This is a genomic window from Embleya sp. NPDC127516 (assembly GCF_044765325.1).
GTDB lineage: Bacteria > Actinomycetota > Actinomycetes > Streptomycetales > Streptomycetaceae > Embleya.
The window spans coordinates 185,180-203,282 of sequence record NZ_JBIWJT010000017.1 but is presented as its reverse complement, the minus strand read 5'-3'; the positions used below and the strand labels follow the sequence as shown (position 1 = coordinate 203,282).

The window sequence follows — 18,103 nt, the reverse complement described above, 5'->3', positions numbered from 1 at the left end:
GGAGTGATTTGTCATGGACATCACCAACCGAACCGTGACCGCCAGGCGCGCGGCCGGATCACGGTGGGCCTTCGAAGTCCGTTGGACGGTGACGCTCACGCCCTCGGAAGCGAGCAGCGGCACCCTGTTCCAGGATGCCTACCGGATGTGGGAATGGGATGTCTCGGACCACGACGCGCTGACGAACTGGTCCACGTCCGATCCTTTCGATCCCCCTTCGACCACGGTCAAGCGCATAGCCCGGCTGAACATGCCCGCAGACGCGCTGGACACCGAATCGGGTGAAGAGGAGATCCGCGCACAGATTGGTGTGCGCAACGTATCGGCGGGCGGACCGTGGCTGATCGACAGGTTCACCCCCATCGTTCACATCTCGCCGTGAGCCCTCCGCGGGCAGGTCGAACGCCCGCAAACGGCGGACGCCGATCCTGCTCGGCACCGCGATCACCGGAGCCGGGTTCCTGTGGCAGAGCCGTTCCGACGCCGCCGGCGGCTACGCGCTGGGCGTTCCGGGGCCCGGGATCGTGATGTCCGCGGGGGTCGGCCTGCTGGTCACCCCGACCACCGCCACCGTCACCTCCGGCATCGACACCCGCAACGCGGGCGCCGCGTCGGGGCTGATGAACACCACCCGGCAACTGGGCGGCGCCCTGGGCCTGGCCGTGTTGGTCGCCGTCGCCGGAGCCTCCGACGCGGGCCGAGTCCCGGCCGACCCGGCAGCCGATCACGGCCGCGTCTTTCTCGTGATGACCGCGATTCTTCTCGCCGTCGTCGCCGCCACCTTCGCCCTCCCTCGTCGGGCCGAGGGCGTCGAAGCGGGCCCGGCACCGCGGGAGGTACGGTCCGAACAGGGCGGCTGAACCGCCGTGCGGGTCGGGAGGGCGGGACGCGGGCGGTGCGCACGACCAGGCCGGTTGCGTCCGTGGGCCCGTTCCCGCGGCTGTCCGGTGCCGGGTGTGCGGGTGTCGGCAAAGTGCTGTCAGGTCACCGGGTTGTTGTACGTCGAATTGACGACACCGTTCGCTTTCTGCCCGGCGGTCGCCGGATTCATCTCGTTGAGAATCTCGGTGGCGTAGGTGCGCAGCGGTGCGATGGCGAACCCCGGTGCCTGCGGCAGCATGCGCGCCGCCTCGGTCGCGATGTCCTGGGCGGTCTTGAGCATCGGGTTGTCCGCCGCCCGCTTGGGGACGACCCCGGTGCGCGCCGGCATGCTCTGGCTCGCGTCGGACCACTTCGACTGCCAGTCGGCGGTGGTCGTCATCGCCAGCAGCCGTGCGGCGCCCGATACCAGGCGGCTCGCCTTGGCCACCACGAGCACCGTTCCGACCAGCGGGACGGGCGCGGGGCGGTCGGCGACCGGGCTCGGCAGCGGGAACACGCCCAGCTTGCCCTTGAGGTCGGGGTGCGCGGCGATGAGCGAGTCGTAGATCCAGTCGCCGCCCACGATCATCGCCGTGTCGCCCGCTCCCAGCACGTCGTACGGGCTGCCGGTGTCCGCGGTGTAGTCGCCGACGTTCTTGGGGGCGGTCGAGAACGCCTGGAGTTTCTTGAAGTACACCATCCCCGCCTGCGCGGCCGGCTGGTCCAGGCGACCGCGCCAGGTCGTCCCCTCCTTCTCGGCGATCCGGCCACCCGCAGCCCAGATCGACGACGCGATCACCTGCCAGGCCTGGCCTGGCAGGTGGACGGCCTGGAACTTGGGGTTGCCCGCGTGGAAGGCCTTCAGCCTCGCCAGTTCGGCGAGCCAGGCGTCCTGGGTCCGCGGCACCGTGAAGCCGGCCGGATCGCACAGGTCCTTGCGGTAGAGCACCACGGACAGCGCGGCGTTCTGTGGTACCGCGACCAGTTGCCCGTCGATCTCGCAGGCCTTCCGCATGGCCAGAGTCCACGAGTCGACGTCGAACAGGCCCCGGTACGCCGTCAGGTCGGCCAGGTGGCCGCGTGCGTGGTACCTGGCCAACTCGCTGACCTCCACCTCGAACACGTCGGGCGGGCTGCCCGCCGCCAGCGCGGTCGCGAGCTTCTGGTCCTCGGCGAACGTCACGACCGTGGGTCTGACGGTTGCCTGCGGCTGCTTCTCGCTGAAGCCGGTGCCGAGTTCGGTGAGCAGCACCCGCTGCGCGGTGTTGTTGTCGGCGCCGAATTCCGTGCACCACATGGTCAGTGTGTACGAACCGGTCGGCGCGCCGGGTACCTGCGCCGGTACCGACGGGGCCACGGGCTGCGAGCCGGTGGGCCCGCTGGGACTCGCCGGCTTGGCGGCCGGATCGTCGTCCCTGCCGAGCAACCACGCGGCGACGCCGCCGCCGACCGCGGCGGTCGCCGCAGCGGCGCCCAGCGCGATGAACCGCCTTCGATCGGGCGGGGTTTCCCGCTTGGGCGGCGGGAACACCGGTGCGTAGCCGGGGCGTTGCACCGGCGGCGGCATTCCGGCCGGAACAGGCGAGTGCGCGGCACCGGACGAGTGCACGGGCACGTGTTCCGGAACGGGCGAGTGCACGGGCGAGTGCACGGGCGCGTGTGCGGGAACGGGCGGCGGCGCGAGCGGCCGGGGCGGGGCCGGGGCGCCCTGCGGAGCGGCCGCGGCCGGTGGCTGCCGCGGGTACTGCGGGGGCGGGCCGTAAGGCCCCGGGACGTTCCCTGATCCGGGTGGCCCGGGGACACCCGGTCCAGCGGCACCCATCCCTGCGGCACCTGCCGCCGGGATGCCGGCCGGTGGCCCAGGAAAACCCTTCGGCGGTGGGTCGGGCAGCGCGGACGGGTCGCCCGACTGTGCCGCGACCTGCCGGGCGAGCGGGTCGGGAAGCCAGTTGTCCAGGGAGAGTTCGCCGGTCTGCCCGGCCTGCGGCAGCGCGCGGTGCAGGACTTGGTCGGTCGTCGGGCGGGAGACCGCGTCCTTGGTCAGGCAGTCGGCGATCAGGGCGTGCAACGAGGCGGGCACCCCGTCCAGGACCGGGTCCGCGTGCACCACCCGGTACAACAACCCCGGAACCGACCCCCCGCCGAACGGCCCGTTGCCGGTGGCCGCGAAGACCAGCACGGAACCGAGCGAGAACACGTCGGACGCCGGGGCGACTTCCTCGCCGCGTGCCTGCTCGGGTGAGAGGTAGCCGGGCGAACCGACCACGAGGTCCGTCGCGGTCACCGAGGTGTCGTCGGCGGCCCTGGCGATCCCGAAGTCGATCACCCGGGGACCGTCCAGGGCGAGCAGCACGTTGGACGGCTTGAGGTCGCGGTGGATCGTGCCGGACGCGTGGATCGACTGCAGCGCCTCGGCGAGCCCCGCCGCCAGCGCGCGCAACGACCGCTCGGGGAGCGGTCCGTGCTCGCGGACCGCGTCCTGCAGGCTCGGCCCGGCGATGTACGCGGTGGCCAGCCACGGCATCGGACCCTCGGTGTCCGCGTCGACGACGGGGGCGGTGTAGAAGCCGCCCACCCGCCGCGCGACGGCCACCTCGCGGGCGAACCGCCGCCGGAAGTCCGGGTCTTCGGCCAGGTCGGGCCGGATCACCTTGAGTGCGACGGAGCGCCCGCTCGGCGAACGGCCCAGGAACACCCGGCCCATCCCGCCCGAGCCGAGTCGCCCGGTGAGCCGGTACGCCCCGAGCTGTACGGGGTCGTGCTCCTGCAGCGGCTCCATCGGCCCTCCCCCGACCCGCGCACCCCATGATCCGCGTGGGACGGCAGTCTGCCAGAGCCACCCGCCGGACGGGACTGCCGGGCGTTCTCGGGTCCACGGCCCGCCACCCGATCCGCACGTCGCCGACCCCGCCACATACGAACGGGTACGAAGGTCGGGGCCGCGCCTGGCGCAGGCGGTGGTCTCCGGACGTGGTGGCCGCGGATGAAGGTACGCAAGAAGTCGGATGTGCCGACACCGGCCCCGGCGTCAGACTGGGCGTCGGTTTGTCGTCGAGGGCGGGGAGACGAGCACGTGGGTATGGTGCGAACGACGGTCGGGACACGAGCGGCGGCCATGGCGCTCACCGTGTTGGCCGGTGCGCTCGCTGCCGCGTGCGGCACCGGGAACCAGGCGGACGACGCGAAGGGCGAACCGGCGGCACGTCGCTGTGAACCGGTGCGTTCCACTACGTCCGGCCTGTCGGAGGTGTTCCCGGAGTTGGCCCGGTTGGGTCCTGTGGTTTCCGCCGGCTGGTGTGGCCAGGCTCACGGCTCGCTCGACACGGGACGCGTGCAGGTGCCGGGGCCGTCGGACTGGGTCTACTACGGTGTCGTCCGTCTCGCCGACGGCGCCGCCGCGGAAGCATGGGGGCCGTGGAAGCCGGCCGCCGGGCCTCCGGCAGGGATACCGACCGCCTTGAGTTCATTCATACCCGTGGATGGCCAGTGGTCGTCCAACGAGGCGGGTGCCTACCTGAACCGCTCCTCCGCGACGGTCGTCCTGGGTTCGGTGCCCCTGCGGAATTGAAAGCCGCGGCAGGCCCGCCGGCGCCTCCTGGGGGTAACCGGAGCCGGGCACCCTCGCGAGCCCCCAACTACCGGCGGACGTCCTCGCCGAGGCGGCCGCGATATCGGCCCTCACCTGCTCCCGCCCGGGCGCCGACCCTCCCACGGCGGAGGAGGTACGGGCGTTTCGCCGATAGTGGAGCGTTCGGCCCCGCCGGAAAGGCCCCGGCAGGACCGCCGCCTCCACGCGGCAACAGTGGGGCCGGTGCGGCCGCGTACGATGCGATTTCGCCGGATCGGTCATGAGCACAGGAGTACGTATGGGGACCAAGGTCGTCGACAATCCCGAGAAGTCGCGATACGAGATTCTCGCGGGTGAGGACGCTCTCGAACTCGCGGGCTTCACCGAGTACTTCCTGCACGACGAGGAGATCGCCTTCATTCACACGGAGATCGATCCCCGGTTCGAAGGGCAGGGGCTCGGCGGGACGCTCGCCCGTGCGGCGCTCGACGCGGTGCGTGAACGCGGGCTCGCCGTGCTCCCGTACTGCCCCTTCATCCGTGGTTGGATGCGTAAGCACCCGGAGTATGCCGACTTGGTCCCCGAGTCCCGCCGCGCGGCCTTCGGGCTCTGACCTCGGCTGCCGAAGCGCTGCCATCCGAGAGGTGGTCGGCGTGCCGGCCATCGACCGTCACGGTGTGTCCGCTCGCCCGAGGCAGCACGCCGACGGCGCCGGGTGAAACGTCATCGGCCGCCGGTCGCCGCTCCGGCCCAAGCTCCATGGCGGACCGAGTCGTGACCTCGACGAGATTTCGGCGGGCCGCCTGCGTAGGGAACGGTCGCGGCCGGCATGCGACTTCGGGCGTTGGTCGCGCCGCTCGATGACACGCCGTTCTTCGCGCGAATGCCGGCCGCCCCGGGCGGTGGCGGCTGGACCCGAGGCCGTGGATTGCGAACCGTTCAATCAGCTCTGTGATTCGCCGCGTCCAGGGCTGTGCGGACCAGGTCGATATCGACGGTCGGCACTGCGAGTTCCCAGAGTTGGTCGTCCGCTCGCGTGGTGAGCAGGTGGAAGAGGCCCCGCTTGATGGACCGGGACCCGGGGCCCGTCACGGGTCCGACCGTCGGCACCGAGTGGGGCTGGAGCAGCGGGATGCCGTGGCCATGCCCCCGGAAGGGGCGGTAGGGCCGCCAGACGACGGGGACGGCGGCGGTCGAATCGAGGACAAGGAGACCTTGTTTGAACCGCGTCCCCTGGCGTGCGAAGGCGGAGACGAAGATCGGAACGCCTTGTCGAAGGTCGTCGAGGTCGTCCTCGGGCTGTCTGGCCGAGCGTCTGGACACCGCACCGTGGAGGACATCCGTGAAGGTCCTCGTGCCGGCGGCCCTTCGCCCCCGCGCCGCCGTGGTGCCTCGTTGTTCGGGCGTGTTGTTCGTAGCCACTGCCAACCCCCGGCGTCGTGCCGCTTGGCGCTGGACTCGAGCGTAAATGCTCGCGTTCGGCCCGGGAAGTCGCGGGCTGTACAAGTGTCACCTGATGGCACACCTCTCGAACCGGCCGCCCAACGCGTCCTGTTCCTCGTCGGTGGACACGCCCGTCCTCGCTCATCGGTAGGGCCGGTCGACCGGCCGGGATCCGGTGGACCCGGGCAGACGTCGGCGGAAGTCACCGGCCGGCGAAAGAGTGGACGCCGCAACCACCCGGTCGTGGGCGCGAGTTCGAGTGCGCCAGAATGAGAATGTGCCGCGGGCCCGGATTCCTTCGTGGTTGCGTCGCCGAGAACGCTGTGCCGCACATCTCGTCCTGCCGCTGCTCCGCCGTCGCCCTGTCCGGCCAGACCGAACCCGAGAGAGTGCCATGACGCCACAAATTCTTGCTGTCGTGAGTGGGGGACCCGGTTCCGGGAAAACAACCCTCGTCCACGCACTCGCGGATGACCTCGGCTGCCCCGCGATCATCCGTGACGACATCGCACGCGGCATGGTCATGTACACCCCCGAAGACCGAAGCGGTGGCGGTGGCGGAAATCCTCTTGGCCATCGGCCGCCGGACGCCGTCTTCGATGTACTGAAGGTCCTCGTTCGGGCCGGGGCCTCGGTGGTCGTCGAGGCCACGTTCCCGGACCGGCTGTGGCGCCCGAAACTGGAACCGCTCAGCCGTATCGCCCGGACCCGCGTCGTGCACTGCACGGTCCCGACATCGATCGCCCACGATCGAATCGCGCAGCGCGCACGGGAGAACAACCATCGATCCGCACCCGTCGATCACGACCTCCCCGACGCCATCACCGCCGAAGAACACACCCTCGAATCCGTCGTCCCCACCTCGCCGGACGTGCCCACCCTGACCGTGGACACCTCGAAGGGCTACAACCCGTCCATGGAGGAGATCATCTCCTTCGTCCGGGCAGCCCACCCCGCCGGTCCACGCTGATGACACCGCAACCGACGACGGCGGACTGACGCCCGGGAAGGACTGGGGCAGGTTGAGCCGGTTGCCGTCGAAGTCGGCCGTGACGTCGCGGATCACCAACCATCCCGGACCCACACGCTACCCGCGCTCACGCTCTGTTGTCCGGGGTGGTCGCGGCGGCGTCGACCGCGCGTGTGGTCGACGCCCCGCAATCCCGCGGGCGGTCGCGCCGGGCGCTCGAACGCGGGTCAGGGAATCGGGGAGAGGACCTCCCCGCCGCCGCCACCCGCACACCGGCAGTGTCGGCGCCGGCGACAACCGGAACGCCGTATAGGAAGAATCCGACCCACGGCCGAAGAAGGGCTCCCTCGGCTACATGGACGGCGCAGTCGCCTCCGGCCGCGACGCCGCAGCCACAATCGCCGAACTGCCGGCCCGCACAGTTCGGTAGCCCCACCCCCGACCACATCCTCGGGTGCCGCAACAGCGCCCCGCCGTGACCGAGCACGGCGCCAATCCGTGGCCACCACGAGCGTCGAACCGCCGTATCGGCGCAGTTTCGCTCACGTCTCGTCGGTGGAGAGTTCCCCGCTCTTTCGTGTCGCGCGCAGCGGAACCCGTATCGCCATGCCCATGGACGGCTTCTCCCGGTGGTCGCGGATGCGGCAGTCGGGAAGGGCGAGTTTCGGGTTCGTCCCCGACTCCCGATCACGTCTCGCCGATCCGGTCCGGCGGGTTTGCGAGGGTTTACCTGTTCCGTCGTGTGGACACTCGGGTGTTCGTCCGTGGGCGCTTTCGTCCTGCGGTTTCACGCGAGGAGCAACGAACATGACAAGCAGGTGCGGGCGTGCCGCGGGAGCGATTTCGATCGCCGCGGTCCTGGTCCTGACCGCGGCGGCCTGCGGTGACGACGACGACGGGGGCAGCGACACGTCGACGCCCAGCGCGATCGCCTCCGCGCTCGAATCCGCGGGCAAGGAAGCCAAGGACGCCGTCGCGTCGGCGAGCGCGTCCGCGGCGTCCAAGCTGGACGAGATCAAGGACGGCGTGGACGCCAAGGCGGACGCGAGCGTCGGCCCGACCGCTGTCGACGGGGACCGCACCACGGCCGAGGTGACCGTCAGCAACGGGACCGACAAGAGCGCCGACTACACGCTCAGCGTCGATTTCCGCGACGACGCCGGCAACATCCTGGACGTCGTCGTCGTCGATGTCGACGAGGTCGGCGCCGGCAAGCAGGCCAAGACCACCGCCCGCAGCCACCGCACACTCTCGGGCCCCACCAAGGCCGACATCGGCCGTGCGATCCGACACTGACCACGCCGGGCACGGCAGAGCCCGGACCGCACGGCCGGTTCCGCGACACACCGGTCGGGGCTGCTCAAGCCTCACGCGGCCGATCAGCGCAGGACACCCGCCGCGACGGTGCGGCCCCACCGTGGTCGACGGCCGCCGGGACAACGCCGCACAGCCGATGCCGTAGAGGGTGGTGCCGAGGCTCTCCGAAACACGGTCGAGTCGGCCCGACACGACACGGCTCGGCCGGTCGAGGCCGACAACCTCGTGCCGGGTCGCGGCCGCCACAAGGCAATTCATGGTGTCGTGTCCGAGCCGAGCCGTCACGCGTCGCCGTTGACGGCGAACAGGCCGGAAAAGCAGCGCCTTCTTCCAGGCCGGCCTCCGAGGAGTGGGTCCTCGTGTCGGTGCCGGACAGCGGCTGACGCTCGGATGGCGGAGCTAGGGGGTGCGTAGGGTGACCAGACCGGATTCGTAGGCGAGGACGACGAGTTGGGCGCGGTCGCGGGCGTGGAGCTTGCTCATGGCCCGGTTGATGTGGGTCTTCGCGGTCATCGGGCTGATCACCATGCGGGCGGCGATCTCGTCGTTGGACAGGCCCTGCGCAACCAGGGCGACCGCCTCGCGTTCGCGGTTCGTCAGCTCCTCCAAGCCTGTGACGGCGCCGGGGTGACGTGGCTGGGCGACGTATCGGTCGATCAGCTTGCGGGTGATGGAGGGGGCGAGCAGGGCGTCGCCGCGCGCGGCCACCCGTACGGCGTGCAGGAAGTCCTCCGGCACGATGTCCTTGACGAGGAACCCCGCGGCGCCCGCGCGCAACGCGTCGAACACGTATTCGTCGAAGCCGTAGTTGGTCAGGATGACCACGTGCACCCCGGCCAGCGCCGGGTCCGCCGCGATGCGCCGCGTCGTCTCGATGCCGTCGAGGACCGGCATCCGGATGTCGACGAGCGCGACGTCGGGCAGGTGCCGGCGGGCGAGTTCCAGGCCCGTCCGCCCGTCGGCGGCCTCGGCCACCACCTCGATGTCGTCCTCGATGTCCAAAAGCGCGCGGAATCCGCTGCGCAGCAGCGGCTGATCGTCGACCAGCAGGACGCGGATCACGGCGTGCGCTCCACCGGGAGTTCGGCCTGGACGGTGAAGCCGCCCTCGCGGCGGGGTTCGGCGCGCAACCGGCCGCCCAGGGCGGTGACCCGTTCGCGCATCCCGAGCAGTCCGACGCCGGGTTGCGGCGGGCTGTGCGGAGTGGCGGCGCCGTCGTCGTCGACGCGGATGGCCAGGATGTCGGGGCGGTAGTCGATGCGGACCGACGCGGACGCGGCGGCGGCGTGCCGGGCGACGTTGGTCAGCGACTCCTGGACGATCCGGTACGCGGTCCGTTCAACCGCTGCCGGCACAACCTGCCGTCGGCCCTCGATCGTCAGCGTCGCGTCCAGGCCGCGACTGCGGGCCCGGTCCACCAGGTCCGGGACATGGTCGAGCCCGGGCGGCGGGGCCTTCGCGTCATCGCGCAGCGCCTCCAGGGTGGACCGCAGGTCCCGACTCGCCTCACGGCCGGCCTCCCTGATGGCCAGCAGCGCCTGTGGGACCTCCTCGCCGCGCTTGCGGGCCAGGTGGACGGCGACCTCGGCCTGCACCTTGATCACCGAGATCTGGTGGGTGAGCGAGTCGTGCAGCTCCCGCGCGATGTGCAGCCGCTCCTCGTCGGCGCGGCGCCGCGCGGTCTCCTCCCGGGTGCGCTCGGCCTCGTCGGCGCGCCGTTCGGCCTGCCGCAGCGCCTCACCCGCGGCTCCGGCGGCGATCAGCCAGGCGATCTCCAAAGCGCCACGGGCCTGCGCGTACGCCGCGCCCACCTCGCGCAGATCCACCAGCGCCGCGAGCGGGAGGACGGCCAGCAGGACTACGGACGCCGCCACCGCGACCGTGCGGTGCCCCGCCCGCACCGCGGCGTACACCGCGAACAGGTAGGCGACGACCGGCACATCGAACCCGGCCGCCTGATAACCCAGCGCGCACAGCCCGGTGACGGCCAGCACCGCGACCGGGGCCCGCCGCCCGGCGGCCAAAGCCAGGCCCCCGGCCACCAGCAACACGTAGCCGAGCAGGTCGAGCGGAGCGGCGGAGCGCTCCGCGGACAACCCGGTGGCCAGCAGCGCCCCCGCCACACCGACGGCGACCGCCCCGTCCCTGACCCCCGCCGCGACAACGAACCGCCCTGTGCCCATGCGCGCACCCTAGCCCGGCGTGGCGGGCGGACGGATCCCGCTCGCGGATGAGCGGCCCGCTACCGCAGCCGCGGTAGCGGCACGGCGTTTGCGGCGTGCACGGTAGTCGGCTGCGGCCCCGGTGGCAGCGCGAAGTGTCCGCGCCCGGCGGACGACCGGAAGCGGGGCGAGCGGACAAGCTCGGGCGGTACCCAGTCGTCAGACGAGGTCGTCAGACGAGGTCGTCAGACAAGGTCGTCAGACGTCAGAGAACGTCGTCAGAGATAGAAGGAGCACCCATGTCCGTCGGATCCGTGCTTGCCGCACCGGCAGCCGCCTACGTCTCCGCCCAGCCCACCGCCGCCGGTGTCACCGACATGGGCGCGGGGCGCATCGGAGCGATCACCGCCGCGCTGCTGGGGCTGACCGCCGTAGCCGTCGGCGCACTGGCACTGGCCCGCGCCACCGGCCGCACCCGCGCCGGCCGCATCGGCCACGGCCGCGGCGGTGCCGTGGCCGTGGCGGCAGGACTCGCCGCCCTCGCCCTCGGCGGACTGGTCGCGGCCACCGCCGACGGCGGCCTCGGCAGCGGCAACGGACTGGGCGGCGCCTACGTGGCCCTGATCGTGGGTCTCACCGGCACCACCCTGGGCGCCCTCTCCCTCGCCCGCTCCCGCCGCACCCACCCGAGCGTCTGACCCCGCCCTCCAACCGCGCGTGTTCGCAGTGGCTCGCGGTTCTCCCGGTGGGGCCGCCGGCGAAGGTCGACGTTGCCGAGCGAGAGCCCGCCGAAGGCCGAAGTGCGCGGGTGCGCAGCAGAATCCGGTCCTCGGACAACGCACAACAACCCGCACGCGGCACTGTGGTCAGGTGCGGTGCCGCGTGCGGGGTTCTGTGGCAGTGCGACCTGTGGGGCGGCGGCTTGGGCGGTGCCGGCCTCAGGGAACGGTGAGGATGATCTTTCCGTGGGCCTGGTGGGAGCGGAGCCGTTCGGCGGTGGAGAATCGGCGCGGGTCAGGGTGGCGAGTCGACGGTCACCGGGTGTAGCTGCGGATGCGGTAGCGCAGCCCGGACGTCGAGCACTGCCAGCCCTTGTCCTCGGCAACTGTCCACGTCGGGTCCGGTGTCGGGGCGTAGGTGTCGCCGTCCACCGTCGATTCGACTTCGGTTACCGAAAGCATCGTGGCGTATGCCAAGGCGGCACGATAGATCTCCCCGCCGCCGATCACCCATGCGGCACCAGGGACGCCCGGTTCCGACGATTCGGCTGCGAGTTCCAGAGCTTCGGTGATGGACCCGGCACGTTCCGCGCCTTCGGCCGCCCATCGTGGATTGCGAGTCACCACGATGTTGCGCCTGCCGGGCAGCGGCCGGAATCGCGAAGGCAGCGAATCCCACGTCTTGCGCCCCATCACCACTGGATGGCCCAGGGTGGTTGCCTTGAAATGGGCCAAGTCCTCGGGCAGTCGCCACGGAATCGCGTTGTCCGCGCCGATGACGCCGTCGAGGGTCTGCGCCCAGATGAGCCCGACGTTCACACCGCTACCGGGGCTTTGATGGCCTGGTGGTGCCGGTAGTCGAGCACCTCCACATCGGCGTAGGCGTAGTCGAAGAGCGAGTCGGCTCGGCGCAGGCGCAACTCGGGAAACTCGAACGGGGTGCGGGAGAGCTGCTCGGTCACCTGCTCGACGTGGTTGTCGTAGATGTGGCAGTCGCCGCCGGTCCAGATGAAGTCGCCGGGCTCGAGGCCGGCCTGCTGCGCCACCATGTGCGTGAGCAGGGCATAGCCGGCGATGTTGAAAGGGACACCGAGGAACATGTCCGCGCTGCGCTGGTACAGCTGGCAGGAGAGCTTGCCGTCGGCAACGTAGAACTGGAAGAGGGCGTGACACGGCGCGAGTGCCATATTGGTCAGCTCGGCGACGTTCCAGGCGGAGACGATCATCCGGCGGGAGTCCGGGTCGCAGCGCAGAGTGTCGAGAACATCGCTGATCTGGTCGATGTGCCTGCCGTCCGGGGTGGGCCAGGAGCGCCACTGTGCGCCGTACACCGGACCGAGGTCGCCGTTCGCGTCGGCCCATTCGTCCCAGATGGTGACCCCGTGCTCACGCAGCCAGCCGACGTTGGAGTCGCCGCGCAGGAACCACAGGAGCTCGTACACGATGGACCTGAGATGCACCTTTTTGGTGGTGACCAGCGGGAACCCCCGCGAGAGGTCGTAGCGTAGTTGGTGCCCGAAGACACTTCGAGTCCCGGTGCCCGTCCGGTCGGCTTTGGCCGTCCCGGAGGTGAGCACCAACCGCAACAGGTCTTCGTACTGGGTGTCCGCCACGGCCGTCGAGTCTACCGGCTTGCCACAGCCGCACTCGACGGCCGTGCCTCCCCCGCACGCCGCGACGCACCGGACACCGGCGGCCGATCCGGTCAGCGGCTGACGGCTCGGAGTGCGGCGTGGCCGGCGGCGGTGCAGATGGCGGAACGCTGTCCACATGCGCGCCGAACACGTGTCTGGCGGCCGTGGCGTCCGGGGGCTCGGTGAGCACGCTGAAGGTTTCCGCCCGCCGCTGTCGCAGCTCCAGTTCGATCCGCACCGTCGTGCCGCCGGCGTTCATGTCCTCGCGCAGCGCGGTGGCATCGCGGGAGAAGACGACACCCGCCGGTGGCAGTTCGGCATCCCCGGGAGCGTCGAAGGTCAGGCCGATCGGGATGTCGGCCTGATCGAGGTGGAACGGGCCAGGCAGCGGCTCCGGAGGGGGTCGGGGTGGTGGTCGACGAAGGAGGTGCGACCGTGCAGGACGGTGGTGTTGTCCAGCACGAGGAGGTCTCCGCGGCGTAGGGGTAGGCGCAGGAACAGCCTCTCGTCGCCGAGTACTTCGTTCGAAGGCGTCGAGGGCTTCGATCTGGGCCGGTGTCAGTGGCTCGCCGGCCGCGTGCGATCCCACAGGTACGGTCGTTCGGCGGTGAACCGTTCTTTCACCAACGCTCCCTGCGTCTCGAGTACGGCCTCTCCCCCGCGAACACACGAACCGGAGCGGGGCCGACGCCACATCGACATCGGTGACGGTTCCTCGCCCGATGAGCACGTAGCGGCTTGGGTCGGTGCGCGCTGCCGGGGCGGCCGGCGCCGTCCCGGTGCGGCGACATGTTCCCCCGCGATCAGGACGTGCGGGCTCGGGCTCCCGCGTGGACCCGCTCGGCCTCGGCCTTGATCGCCACCAAATGGGCGGGGGCCAACTGGTCCAGCGCCCGGTTCAGCAGACCGCCGAGGTCTCGGGCCGCGGAAAGTTCGGCGACCGGCGCTGCTGGGGCGGCCGGTTCGAAGTCGTGGGTGATGGTGAGCTCCGTCGTGGTGTCCGACGTGGACACCGCCCGCCATTGCCCGGCCATCCGCTTCATCATGGGCGCGGTCTCCACCTGGCGGTAGTCGATGACGCGGCCCACTTCGTCGATGTCGCGCCGCGAGACCCACGACTGGCTGCGGCCGCCGATGTCCCCGGTGAGGGCGACGATCTGATGCGTGGGCGAACTCTCGGTGACCCGCGCGGCACTGGTCGAGGGGAACAGGCGGACCCATCCCTCCACGTCCAGCAGGACTTTCCACACGTCCGTGATCGGGGCGCCGATGGTGACGGTGTGCTCGAGGTGGCGCATGGCGGTCCCTTCGAAGCGATCGCCGGGCGATCGCACGGCCTGCGAGGTGTGCGCTCCCGCGATCGACGTGCCGGCCGACGCGTCGGCGGGAACGCGAGGTGGTGTGGCGCGACCAATTTCGCGTACGACCCACCTTTGAGCAAAAACACGGTTGGGCCATTCGGGAGTCCGCCAAGCGCCCACGGGCCGGCGACCCCGCCACCGAGCCTGGGATCGGGAAGGCCGGAGCCCGGCTTTACGTGCCGACGGTCGGGGTGCCCGCGTCGATGCCGAGCATTTTGGCGGAGAGCACCACTTCGTCCATGGCGCTGGTCGCCACGATGTGGCCCTCGGTCGCGAGGATCCGGTCGAAGTTGGCGAGGTATTCGCCCGGAGTCGCGCCGCCGGGATCGGCGGAGAGGTAGCCCGGCGCCACTCCCAGGAAGACCCGCGCGGCGCGGCCCGCGCCCACGCTGAACGTCTCGCCGGTGCACGGGGCGTTCTCGTCCGCGAGCACCGCGACGAACGGCGCGACGTATTCGGCCTTGAAGAAATGTTCGAGGAGGGCCCGCAGTCCGTCGTCGGGGATCTCGGCGGTCAGCCGGGTGTACGCGGTCGGCATGATCGCGTTGACCTTGATCCCATGGGCCGCGCCGTCCTGCGCGAGGGCTCGGGTCAGACCGAGGACGCCGGCCTTGGCCGAGATGTAGTGGCTGGTGTGGGGGATGCCCAGCACCGATGTGGAGGACGAGTTGATGACGCGTCCGTACCCCTGCGCCCGCATGACCGGCCACGCGGCGCGGATCATCTCGACGCTGCCCCAGTAGTGCACGTCGACCATGCGGCGGAACTCGGCGTCGGGGATGGCGTCGATCTCCCCGCCGCCGGAGATGCCCGCGTTGTTGACCAGGATGTCGACGCGACCCCAGGTCTCGACCGCGGCACCGATGACGCCCGCCGCGTCGGTGCTGATGTCGCGCGTGTCCGCGCGCGCGGTGCCGCCCGCCGCGCGGATCTCGGCGACCACCAGCTCGGCCGCGCCGAGTTCGCCCGCCCCGGCCGGATCGTCGGCGGGCGGCTCGCCGTGGCTGCCGCCGCCGAGGTCGTTGACCAGGACGCGGGCGCCGAGTCGGGCGAGTTCCAGGGCGTAGCCGCGGCCGAGCCCACCTCCGGCGCCGGTGACCACCGCGACGCGGTTCTCGAAGGTCATACCGTCTCTTCCTTTGTCGGCGGGCCTGCCGGTGGGTCGGTGTGCGGTTGCGCCGGGTGGCGCGACGGCTCAGTGGACCGTGAGGCCGCCGTCGATGCTGACGATCTGGCCGGTCATGAAGCTGCCCGCGTCGGAGGCGAGCAGCAGTGCCAGGCCGGTCATCTCCTCGGGGTCGGCCATGCGCTTGAGCGGGGCCGCTTTGGTCATGCGTTCCTGCATGTCGGGTGTCGTCTTGAGGACCATGTCGGTCTTGACGGTGCCGGGCGCCATCGCGTTGACGCGGATGTTGTGGACGGCGAGTTCACCGGCCATCGTGCGGGTGAAGGCCACCAGCGCGGACTTGCCCGCCGCGTACAGGCCCTTGCCTTCGGCGCGCGTGAACACGGCTGCGCTCACCACGTTGACGACCGACGCGCGGCCACTGGCGATCAGGTGCGGGAGCGCGTACTGGACCAGGAAGACCGGGCCGCGCAGGTTGACCGCGAACGACTTGTCCCAGGCTTCGGGGGTGATGTGCCCGACGGGCTGGGCGAGTTCGTTGGCGGCGTTGTTGACGACGATGTCGAGGCGCCCGAAGCGCGCCACGGTGGCGTCGACGAGGGCCTTCAGCTGGTCGAGTTCGCCCAGGTGGGTGGCGACGGCGAGGGCCTGCCCGCCGGCCGCCTCGATCTCCTCGGCCACGGCCTTGCAGGCGTCGGCCTTGCGGCTGGCGATCACGACCGCGGCACCGGCGCGGGCGTAGGCATGGGCGATGGCGCGGCCGATGCCGCGGCTGCCGCCGGTCACGATGGCCACGCGGCCGGTGAGGTCGAATCGGTCGGTCACGAGGTCACCTGTTCGTCGGTCGGTTCGGAGTCGGTGCGGGGTGCGGCGTCGAGGCCGGCCCGGGCGGCGGCATCGCGCCAGCGTGCGGCGAAACGCTCGAGGAGCTCACCCAATTGCTCGCGTTCGGCGGGGTCCCAGTCGCGGACCGCCCAGGCGATGTCGGCGAGCCATGTGCCGCGCACCCGGGCGCGCAGGAGCAGACCTGCCTCGGTGACGCGGACCAGGCTGGCCCTGCGGTCGTCGGGGTCCGGATCACGCGCGACCAGTCCGGCGACCTCGAGCGGCCGGACCTGGCGGCTGGCCGTGGACTGGTCGACGCCGAGGCGTACCCCCAGTTCGCTGACGCCGAGGGGGCCTTCGCGTTCGAGGACGGACAGGATCGACAGGCCGGACGGGTGCAACTCGACGCCGGCGACCGCCAGCAGCCGGTTGCGGTAACCCGGCAGCCGCGCCATGTCGGCCACCTGGCCGACGAACGCTTCGATCCGGCGCACGGCCCATTCGTCTGACATGGCGTCACCTTTGCATGCATCAATACATCGATACAAGACCTTCGCGAGCAGCGTTTGTCAGGGCGGTGGGGCGTGAAGCCGGTGTCGCTGTGGCACCCGGCGCTGCCGACTCCCGATGTTCGAAGTCGGGGTACACGGCGAAGCAGCCGGCGCGCGGCAGACTCCGACGCCCCCGTGTGATCGGCGGGCGACAGCGGATGCCCCTGTCGGTCCGTCTCGGATCCCATCGAACGCGTGGGCGCGCCGCCCGACGCGCGGCCGAACGCGGTGCGGCGCCCCCTACCGGGCCGCGAACCCGGGAACCTCCGGCCGACCGAACACCCCCGCGCCCCGGAGCGCCCTGGTGGAGGCGATTGTCCACGGCCCCCGGCAGGCCGCGGATTCTCCGGCGGAGCCGTGCTCGTCCAACGGGTCGTGTCACCGATGGCACGGCAGGTTTCGTGGGTGCTCGGTGACGAGGTACGGGCCGCCGTCCGCTCGCGGGTCCCGCGCGCCGCACGGTCACCGTCTCCCGACTGCTTGCGAGTCGTGGGCCGCCACCCGGAACCCCGCGGGTGTGCTTCGCACACCGGCCACCGGCGCCAGGACGGGGCGCCGGGCCCGCTCGGGAGCGACGCCCGACCCCTCCTCACCCGTCCGAGGGGAAGCCTGCCGTCAGGAGGGCCGACAGTTGCCCGGCTGCGTCTTCCTGGAGGAGGTGGCCAGCCTCCTCGATCCAGTGCAGCTCGGCGTGCGGGATGCGCGCGTGCAGCCACTCGGCGTACTCCGGAGGAAGGATGCGGTCCTCGCGGCCCCAGATGATGCGCACGGGAAGCGAGATCCCGCCCAGCAGGTCTTCGTACGCCGCGGTATCCGCCTGCCTGATCTGGCTGTACTGGCGGTAGAACGCGGCCTGCCCCGCGGCCCCCCGCCACGGTGCGAGAAACGCGTCGAGGACTCCCGGTCGGAAGCCGACGTGTGTGGCGTGCCGCATGTGGGCGGCGACGAGCGCTTCGTGAGCGTAGTCCGGAAGCTCGCGGAAGACGTCCGCGTGCTCGAGGATGAGCCGGAAGAGCCCTCGCTCCCACTCACCGCCGGTCACCGCGTCGAAGAGGGTCAGGTCCCGGTAGTCCCTCTCCTCCAGCAGCAACGTCCGCAGTACCACCGCCCCGCCGATGTCGTGGGCGACGACGCTGGGACGGGACAGCTCCCAGTGGTCGAGAAGCCGGGCGAAGTTCCTCGCGTGAGCCGCCAGGCTGAGGTCCTGGCCCTCGCGCTGGTCCGACCGGCCGAAGCCGAGATGGTCGAAGACATAGACCGCGCGGGTACGCGCGAGCGCCGGAGCGATGTCCCGCCACAGAACGGAGGAGTACGGGGTGCCGTGCACCAACACGACCGGGTCCCCGCTGCCGAGAACCCTCCACCGCACCACCCCCTCGGGCGTCTCGAACTCCTCGACCGGCGTCCAGCTCATCCTCGGCCTCCTCTTTTGCGCATGATCGGCACGTTTCTCCCGGCTCATGCCCGATTCCACCCCGGGCATGAGGCCCAGTGCCTCTCGAAATGATCAACAACACCGTCCATGGTTCCTGGCGCCTCCCGATCCGAAGCCTCCCTTCAGGACGA

General features: G+C 71.2%; 18 protein-coding genes and 1 pseudogene. 7 read left to right on the top strand and 12 right to left on the bottom strand.

The features are described 5' to 3' along the window. Window positions 1-13: 13 nt before the first annotated feature. Both ACIRL2_RS30965 and ACIRL2_RS30960 read left to right on the top strand, forming a co-directional pair. Window positions 14-382 carry a hypothetical protein gene (locus ACIRL2_RS30965; protein ID WP_395861326.1) on the top strand — a complete coding sequence of 123 codons (369 nt, stop codon included), beginning with the start codon at window positions 14-16 and terminating at the stop codon, window positions 380-382. Between the two features lie 145 nt (window positions 383-527). After that, entirely contained in the window at window positions 528-860 is a 333-nt protein-coding gene (locus ACIRL2_RS30960; protein WP_402236400.1) for a hypothetical protein, read from the top strand. A 119-nt stretch (window positions 861-979) separates the two neighbouring features. Here ACIRL2_RS30960 and ACIRL2_RS30955 read toward each other — a convergent pair whose 3' ends face one another. Further along, entirely contained in the window at window positions 980-3,640 is a 2,661-nt protein-coding gene (locus ACIRL2_RS30955) for a serine/threonine-protein kinase (protein WP_402236397.1), read from the bottom strand. A gap of 336 nt (window positions 3,641-3,976) precedes the next feature. On the opposite strand from ACIRL2_RS30955, the gene ACIRL2_RS30950 reads away from it, so the two are divergent. Together ACIRL2_RS30950 and ACIRL2_RS30945 are read left to right on the top strand one after the other, a co-directional pair. Beyond that, on the top strand, window positions 3,977-4,429 hold the full coding sequence (locus ACIRL2_RS30950; RefSeq protein ID WP_402236394.1) for a hypothetical protein: 453 nt from the start codon (window positions 3,977-3,979) through the stop codon (window positions 4,427-4,429). A gap of 298 nt (window positions 4,430-4,727) precedes the next feature. After that, a complete protein-coding gene (locus ACIRL2_RS30945) occupies window positions 4,728-5,042 on the top strand; it encodes a GNAT family N-acetyltransferase (protein ID WP_402236391.1) in 315 nt (104 codons plus the stop codon). Window positions 5,043-5,368: 326 nt separating this feature from the next. Here the strand turns inward: ACIRL2_RS30945 and ACIRL2_RS30940 are convergent, their stop codons facing one another. Next, on the bottom strand, window positions 5,369-5,521 hold the full coding sequence (locus tag ACIRL2_RS30940; RefSeq protein WP_395861316.1) for a hypothetical protein: 153 nt from the start codon (window positions 5,519-5,521) through the stop codon (window positions 5,369-5,371). 769 nt (window positions 5,522-6,290) lie between these two features. Here ACIRL2_RS30940 and ACIRL2_RS30935 point away from each other — a divergent pair. Next, on the top strand, window positions 6,291-6,842 hold the full coding sequence (locus ACIRL2_RS30935) for an AAA family ATPase (protein WP_402236389.1): 552 nt from the start codon (window positions 6,291-6,293) through the stop codon (window positions 6,840-6,842). Between the two features lie 807 nt (window positions 6,843-7,649). Beyond that, the gene (locus tag ACIRL2_RS30930) at window positions 7,650-8,138 is read left to right on the top strand and encodes a hypothetical protein (protein WP_395861312.1); all 489 of its coding nucleotides are present in this window, start codon (window positions 7,650-7,652) and stop codon (window positions 8,136-8,138) included. A 420-nt stretch (window positions 8,139-8,558) separates the two neighbouring features. On the opposite strand, the gene ACIRL2_RS30925 is transcribed toward ACIRL2_RS30930, so the two are convergent. Beyond that, a complete protein-coding gene (locus ACIRL2_RS30925) occupies window positions 8,559-9,221 on the bottom strand; it encodes a response regulator (RefSeq protein WP_395861311.1) in 663 nt (220 codons plus the stop codon). After that, window positions 9,218-10,342 (bottom strand): sensor histidine kinase, encoded by a 1,125-nt coding sequence (locus ACIRL2_RS30920; RefSeq protein WP_402236386.1) that lies wholly within the window; start codon window positions 10,340-10,342, stop codon window positions 9,218-9,220. The genes ACIRL2_RS30925 and ACIRL2_RS30920 overlap by 4 nt, the downstream gene beginning before the upstream one ends. A gap of 278 nt (window positions 10,343-10,620) precedes the next feature. On the opposite strand from ACIRL2_RS30920, the gene ACIRL2_RS30915 reads away from it, so the two are divergent. Then, window positions 10,621-11,019, top strand: a complete 399-nt coding sequence (locus ACIRL2_RS30915; protein WP_402236383.1) for a DUF6223 family protein — start codon at window positions 10,621-10,623, stop codon at window positions 11,017-11,019. Between the two features lie 336 nt (window positions 11,020-11,355). Here the strand turns inward: ACIRL2_RS30915 and ACIRL2_RS30910 are convergent, their stop codons facing one another. From ACIRL2_RS30910 to ACIRL2_RS30875, 8 genes and pseudogenes are all read right to left on the bottom strand, one after another. Then, window positions 11,356-11,859, bottom strand: coding sequence for a dihydrofolate reductase (locus ACIRL2_RS30910; protein WP_395861305.1), 504 nt, complete (start codon window positions 11,857-11,859; stop codon window positions 11,356-11,358). Further along, entirely contained in the window at window positions 11,856-12,653 is a 798-nt protein-coding gene (locus ACIRL2_RS30905) for a thymidylate synthase (RefSeq protein WP_402236380.1), read from the bottom strand. The genes ACIRL2_RS30910 and ACIRL2_RS30905 overlap by 4 nt, the downstream gene beginning before the upstream one ends. Window positions 12,654-13,013: 360 nt before the next feature. Beyond that, window positions 13,014-13,184: pseudogene (locus ACIRL2_RS30900) on the bottom strand (TauD/TfdA family dioxygenase); the annotation flags it as partial. Window positions 13,185-13,477: 293 nt separating this feature from the next. Beyond that, window positions 13,478-13,972: a type II toxin-antitoxin system RatA family toxin gene (locus tag ACIRL2_RS30895; RefSeq protein ID WP_395861300.1), complete on the bottom strand. Its 495-nt coding sequence runs from the start codon at window positions 13,970-13,972 to the stop codon at window positions 13,478-13,480. 235 nt (window positions 13,973-14,207) lie between these two features. Continuing rightward, window positions 14,208-15,161, bottom strand: a complete 954-nt coding sequence (locus ACIRL2_RS30890; protein ID WP_402236378.1) for an SDR family NAD(P)-dependent oxidoreductase — start codon at window positions 15,159-15,161, stop codon at window positions 14,208-14,210. Window positions 15,162-15,230: 69 nt separating this feature from the next. Beyond that, the gene (locus tag ACIRL2_RS30885; RefSeq protein WP_402236375.1) at window positions 15,231-15,986 is read right to left on the bottom strand and encodes an SDR family NAD(P)-dependent oxidoreductase; all 756 of its coding nucleotides are present in this window, start codon (window positions 15,984-15,986) and stop codon (window positions 15,231-15,233) included. After that, the gene (locus tag ACIRL2_RS30880; RefSeq protein WP_395861294.1) at window positions 15,983-16,498 is read right to left on the bottom strand and encodes a MarR family winged helix-turn-helix transcriptional regulator; all 516 of its coding nucleotides are present in this window, start codon (window positions 16,496-16,498) and stop codon (window positions 15,983-15,985) included. Before ACIRL2_RS30880 ends, ACIRL2_RS30885 begins: the two co-directional genes overlap by 4 nt. 628 nt (window positions 16,499-17,126) lie before the next feature. Further along, window positions 17,127-17,951 (bottom strand): alpha/beta fold hydrolase, encoded by an 825-nt coding sequence (locus ACIRL2_RS30875; protein ID WP_402236372.1) that lies wholly within the window; start codon window positions 17,949-17,951, stop codon window positions 17,127-17,129. Window positions 17,952-18,103 lie beyond the last annotated feature (152 nt).

Excerpts from the sequence above, each read along its gene's own strand:
- ACIRL2_RS30945 (WP_402236391.1), top strand. The coding sequence starts at position 4,728 with ATGGGGACCAAGGTCGTCGACAATCCCGAGAAGTCGCGATACGAGATT.
- ACIRL2_RS30920 (WP_402236386.1), bottom strand. The coding sequence starts at position 10,342 with ATGGGCACAGGGCGGTTCGTTGTCGCGGCGGGGGTCAGGGACGGGGCG.
- ACIRL2_RS30960 (WP_402236400.1), top strand. The coding sequence starts at position 528 with ATGTCCGCGGGGGTCGGCCTGCTGGTCACCCCGACCACCGCCACCGTC.
- ACIRL2_RS30930 (WP_395861312.1), top strand. The coding sequence starts at position 7,650 with ATGACAAGCAGGTGCGGGCGTGCCGCGGGAGCGATTTCGATCGCCGCG.
- ACIRL2_RS30950 (WP_402236394.1), top strand. The coding sequence starts at position 3,977 with ATGGCGCTCACCGTGTTGGCCGGTGCGCTCGCTGCCGCGTGCGGCACC.
- ACIRL2_RS30875 (WP_402236372.1), bottom strand. The coding sequence starts at position 17,951 with ATGAGCTGGACGCCGGTCGAGGAGTTCGAGACGCCCGAGGGGGTGGTG.
- ACIRL2_RS30895 (WP_395861300.1), bottom strand. The coding sequence starts at position 13,972 with ATGCGCCACCTCGAGCACACCGTCACCATCGGCGCCCCGATCACGGAC.
- ACIRL2_RS30965 (WP_395861326.1), top strand. The coding sequence starts at position 14 with ATGGACATCACCAACCGAACCGTGACCGCCAGGCGCGCGGCCGGATCA.
- ACIRL2_RS30880 (WP_395861294.1), bottom strand. The coding sequence starts at position 16,498 with ATGTCAGACGAATGGGCCGTGCGCCGGATCGAAGCGTTCGTCGGCCAG.
- ACIRL2_RS30955 (WP_402236397.1), bottom strand. The coding sequence starts at position 3,640 with ATGGAGCCGCTGCAGGAGCACGACCCCGTACAGCTCGGGGCGTACCGG.
- ACIRL2_RS30915 (WP_402236383.1), top strand. The coding sequence starts at position 10,621 with ATGTCCGTCGGATCCGTGCTTGCCGCACCGGCAGCCGCCTACGTCTCC.
- ACIRL2_RS30890 (WP_402236378.1), bottom strand. The coding sequence starts at position 15,161 with ATGACCTTCGAGAACCGCGTCGCGGTGGTCACCGGCGCCGGAGGTGGG.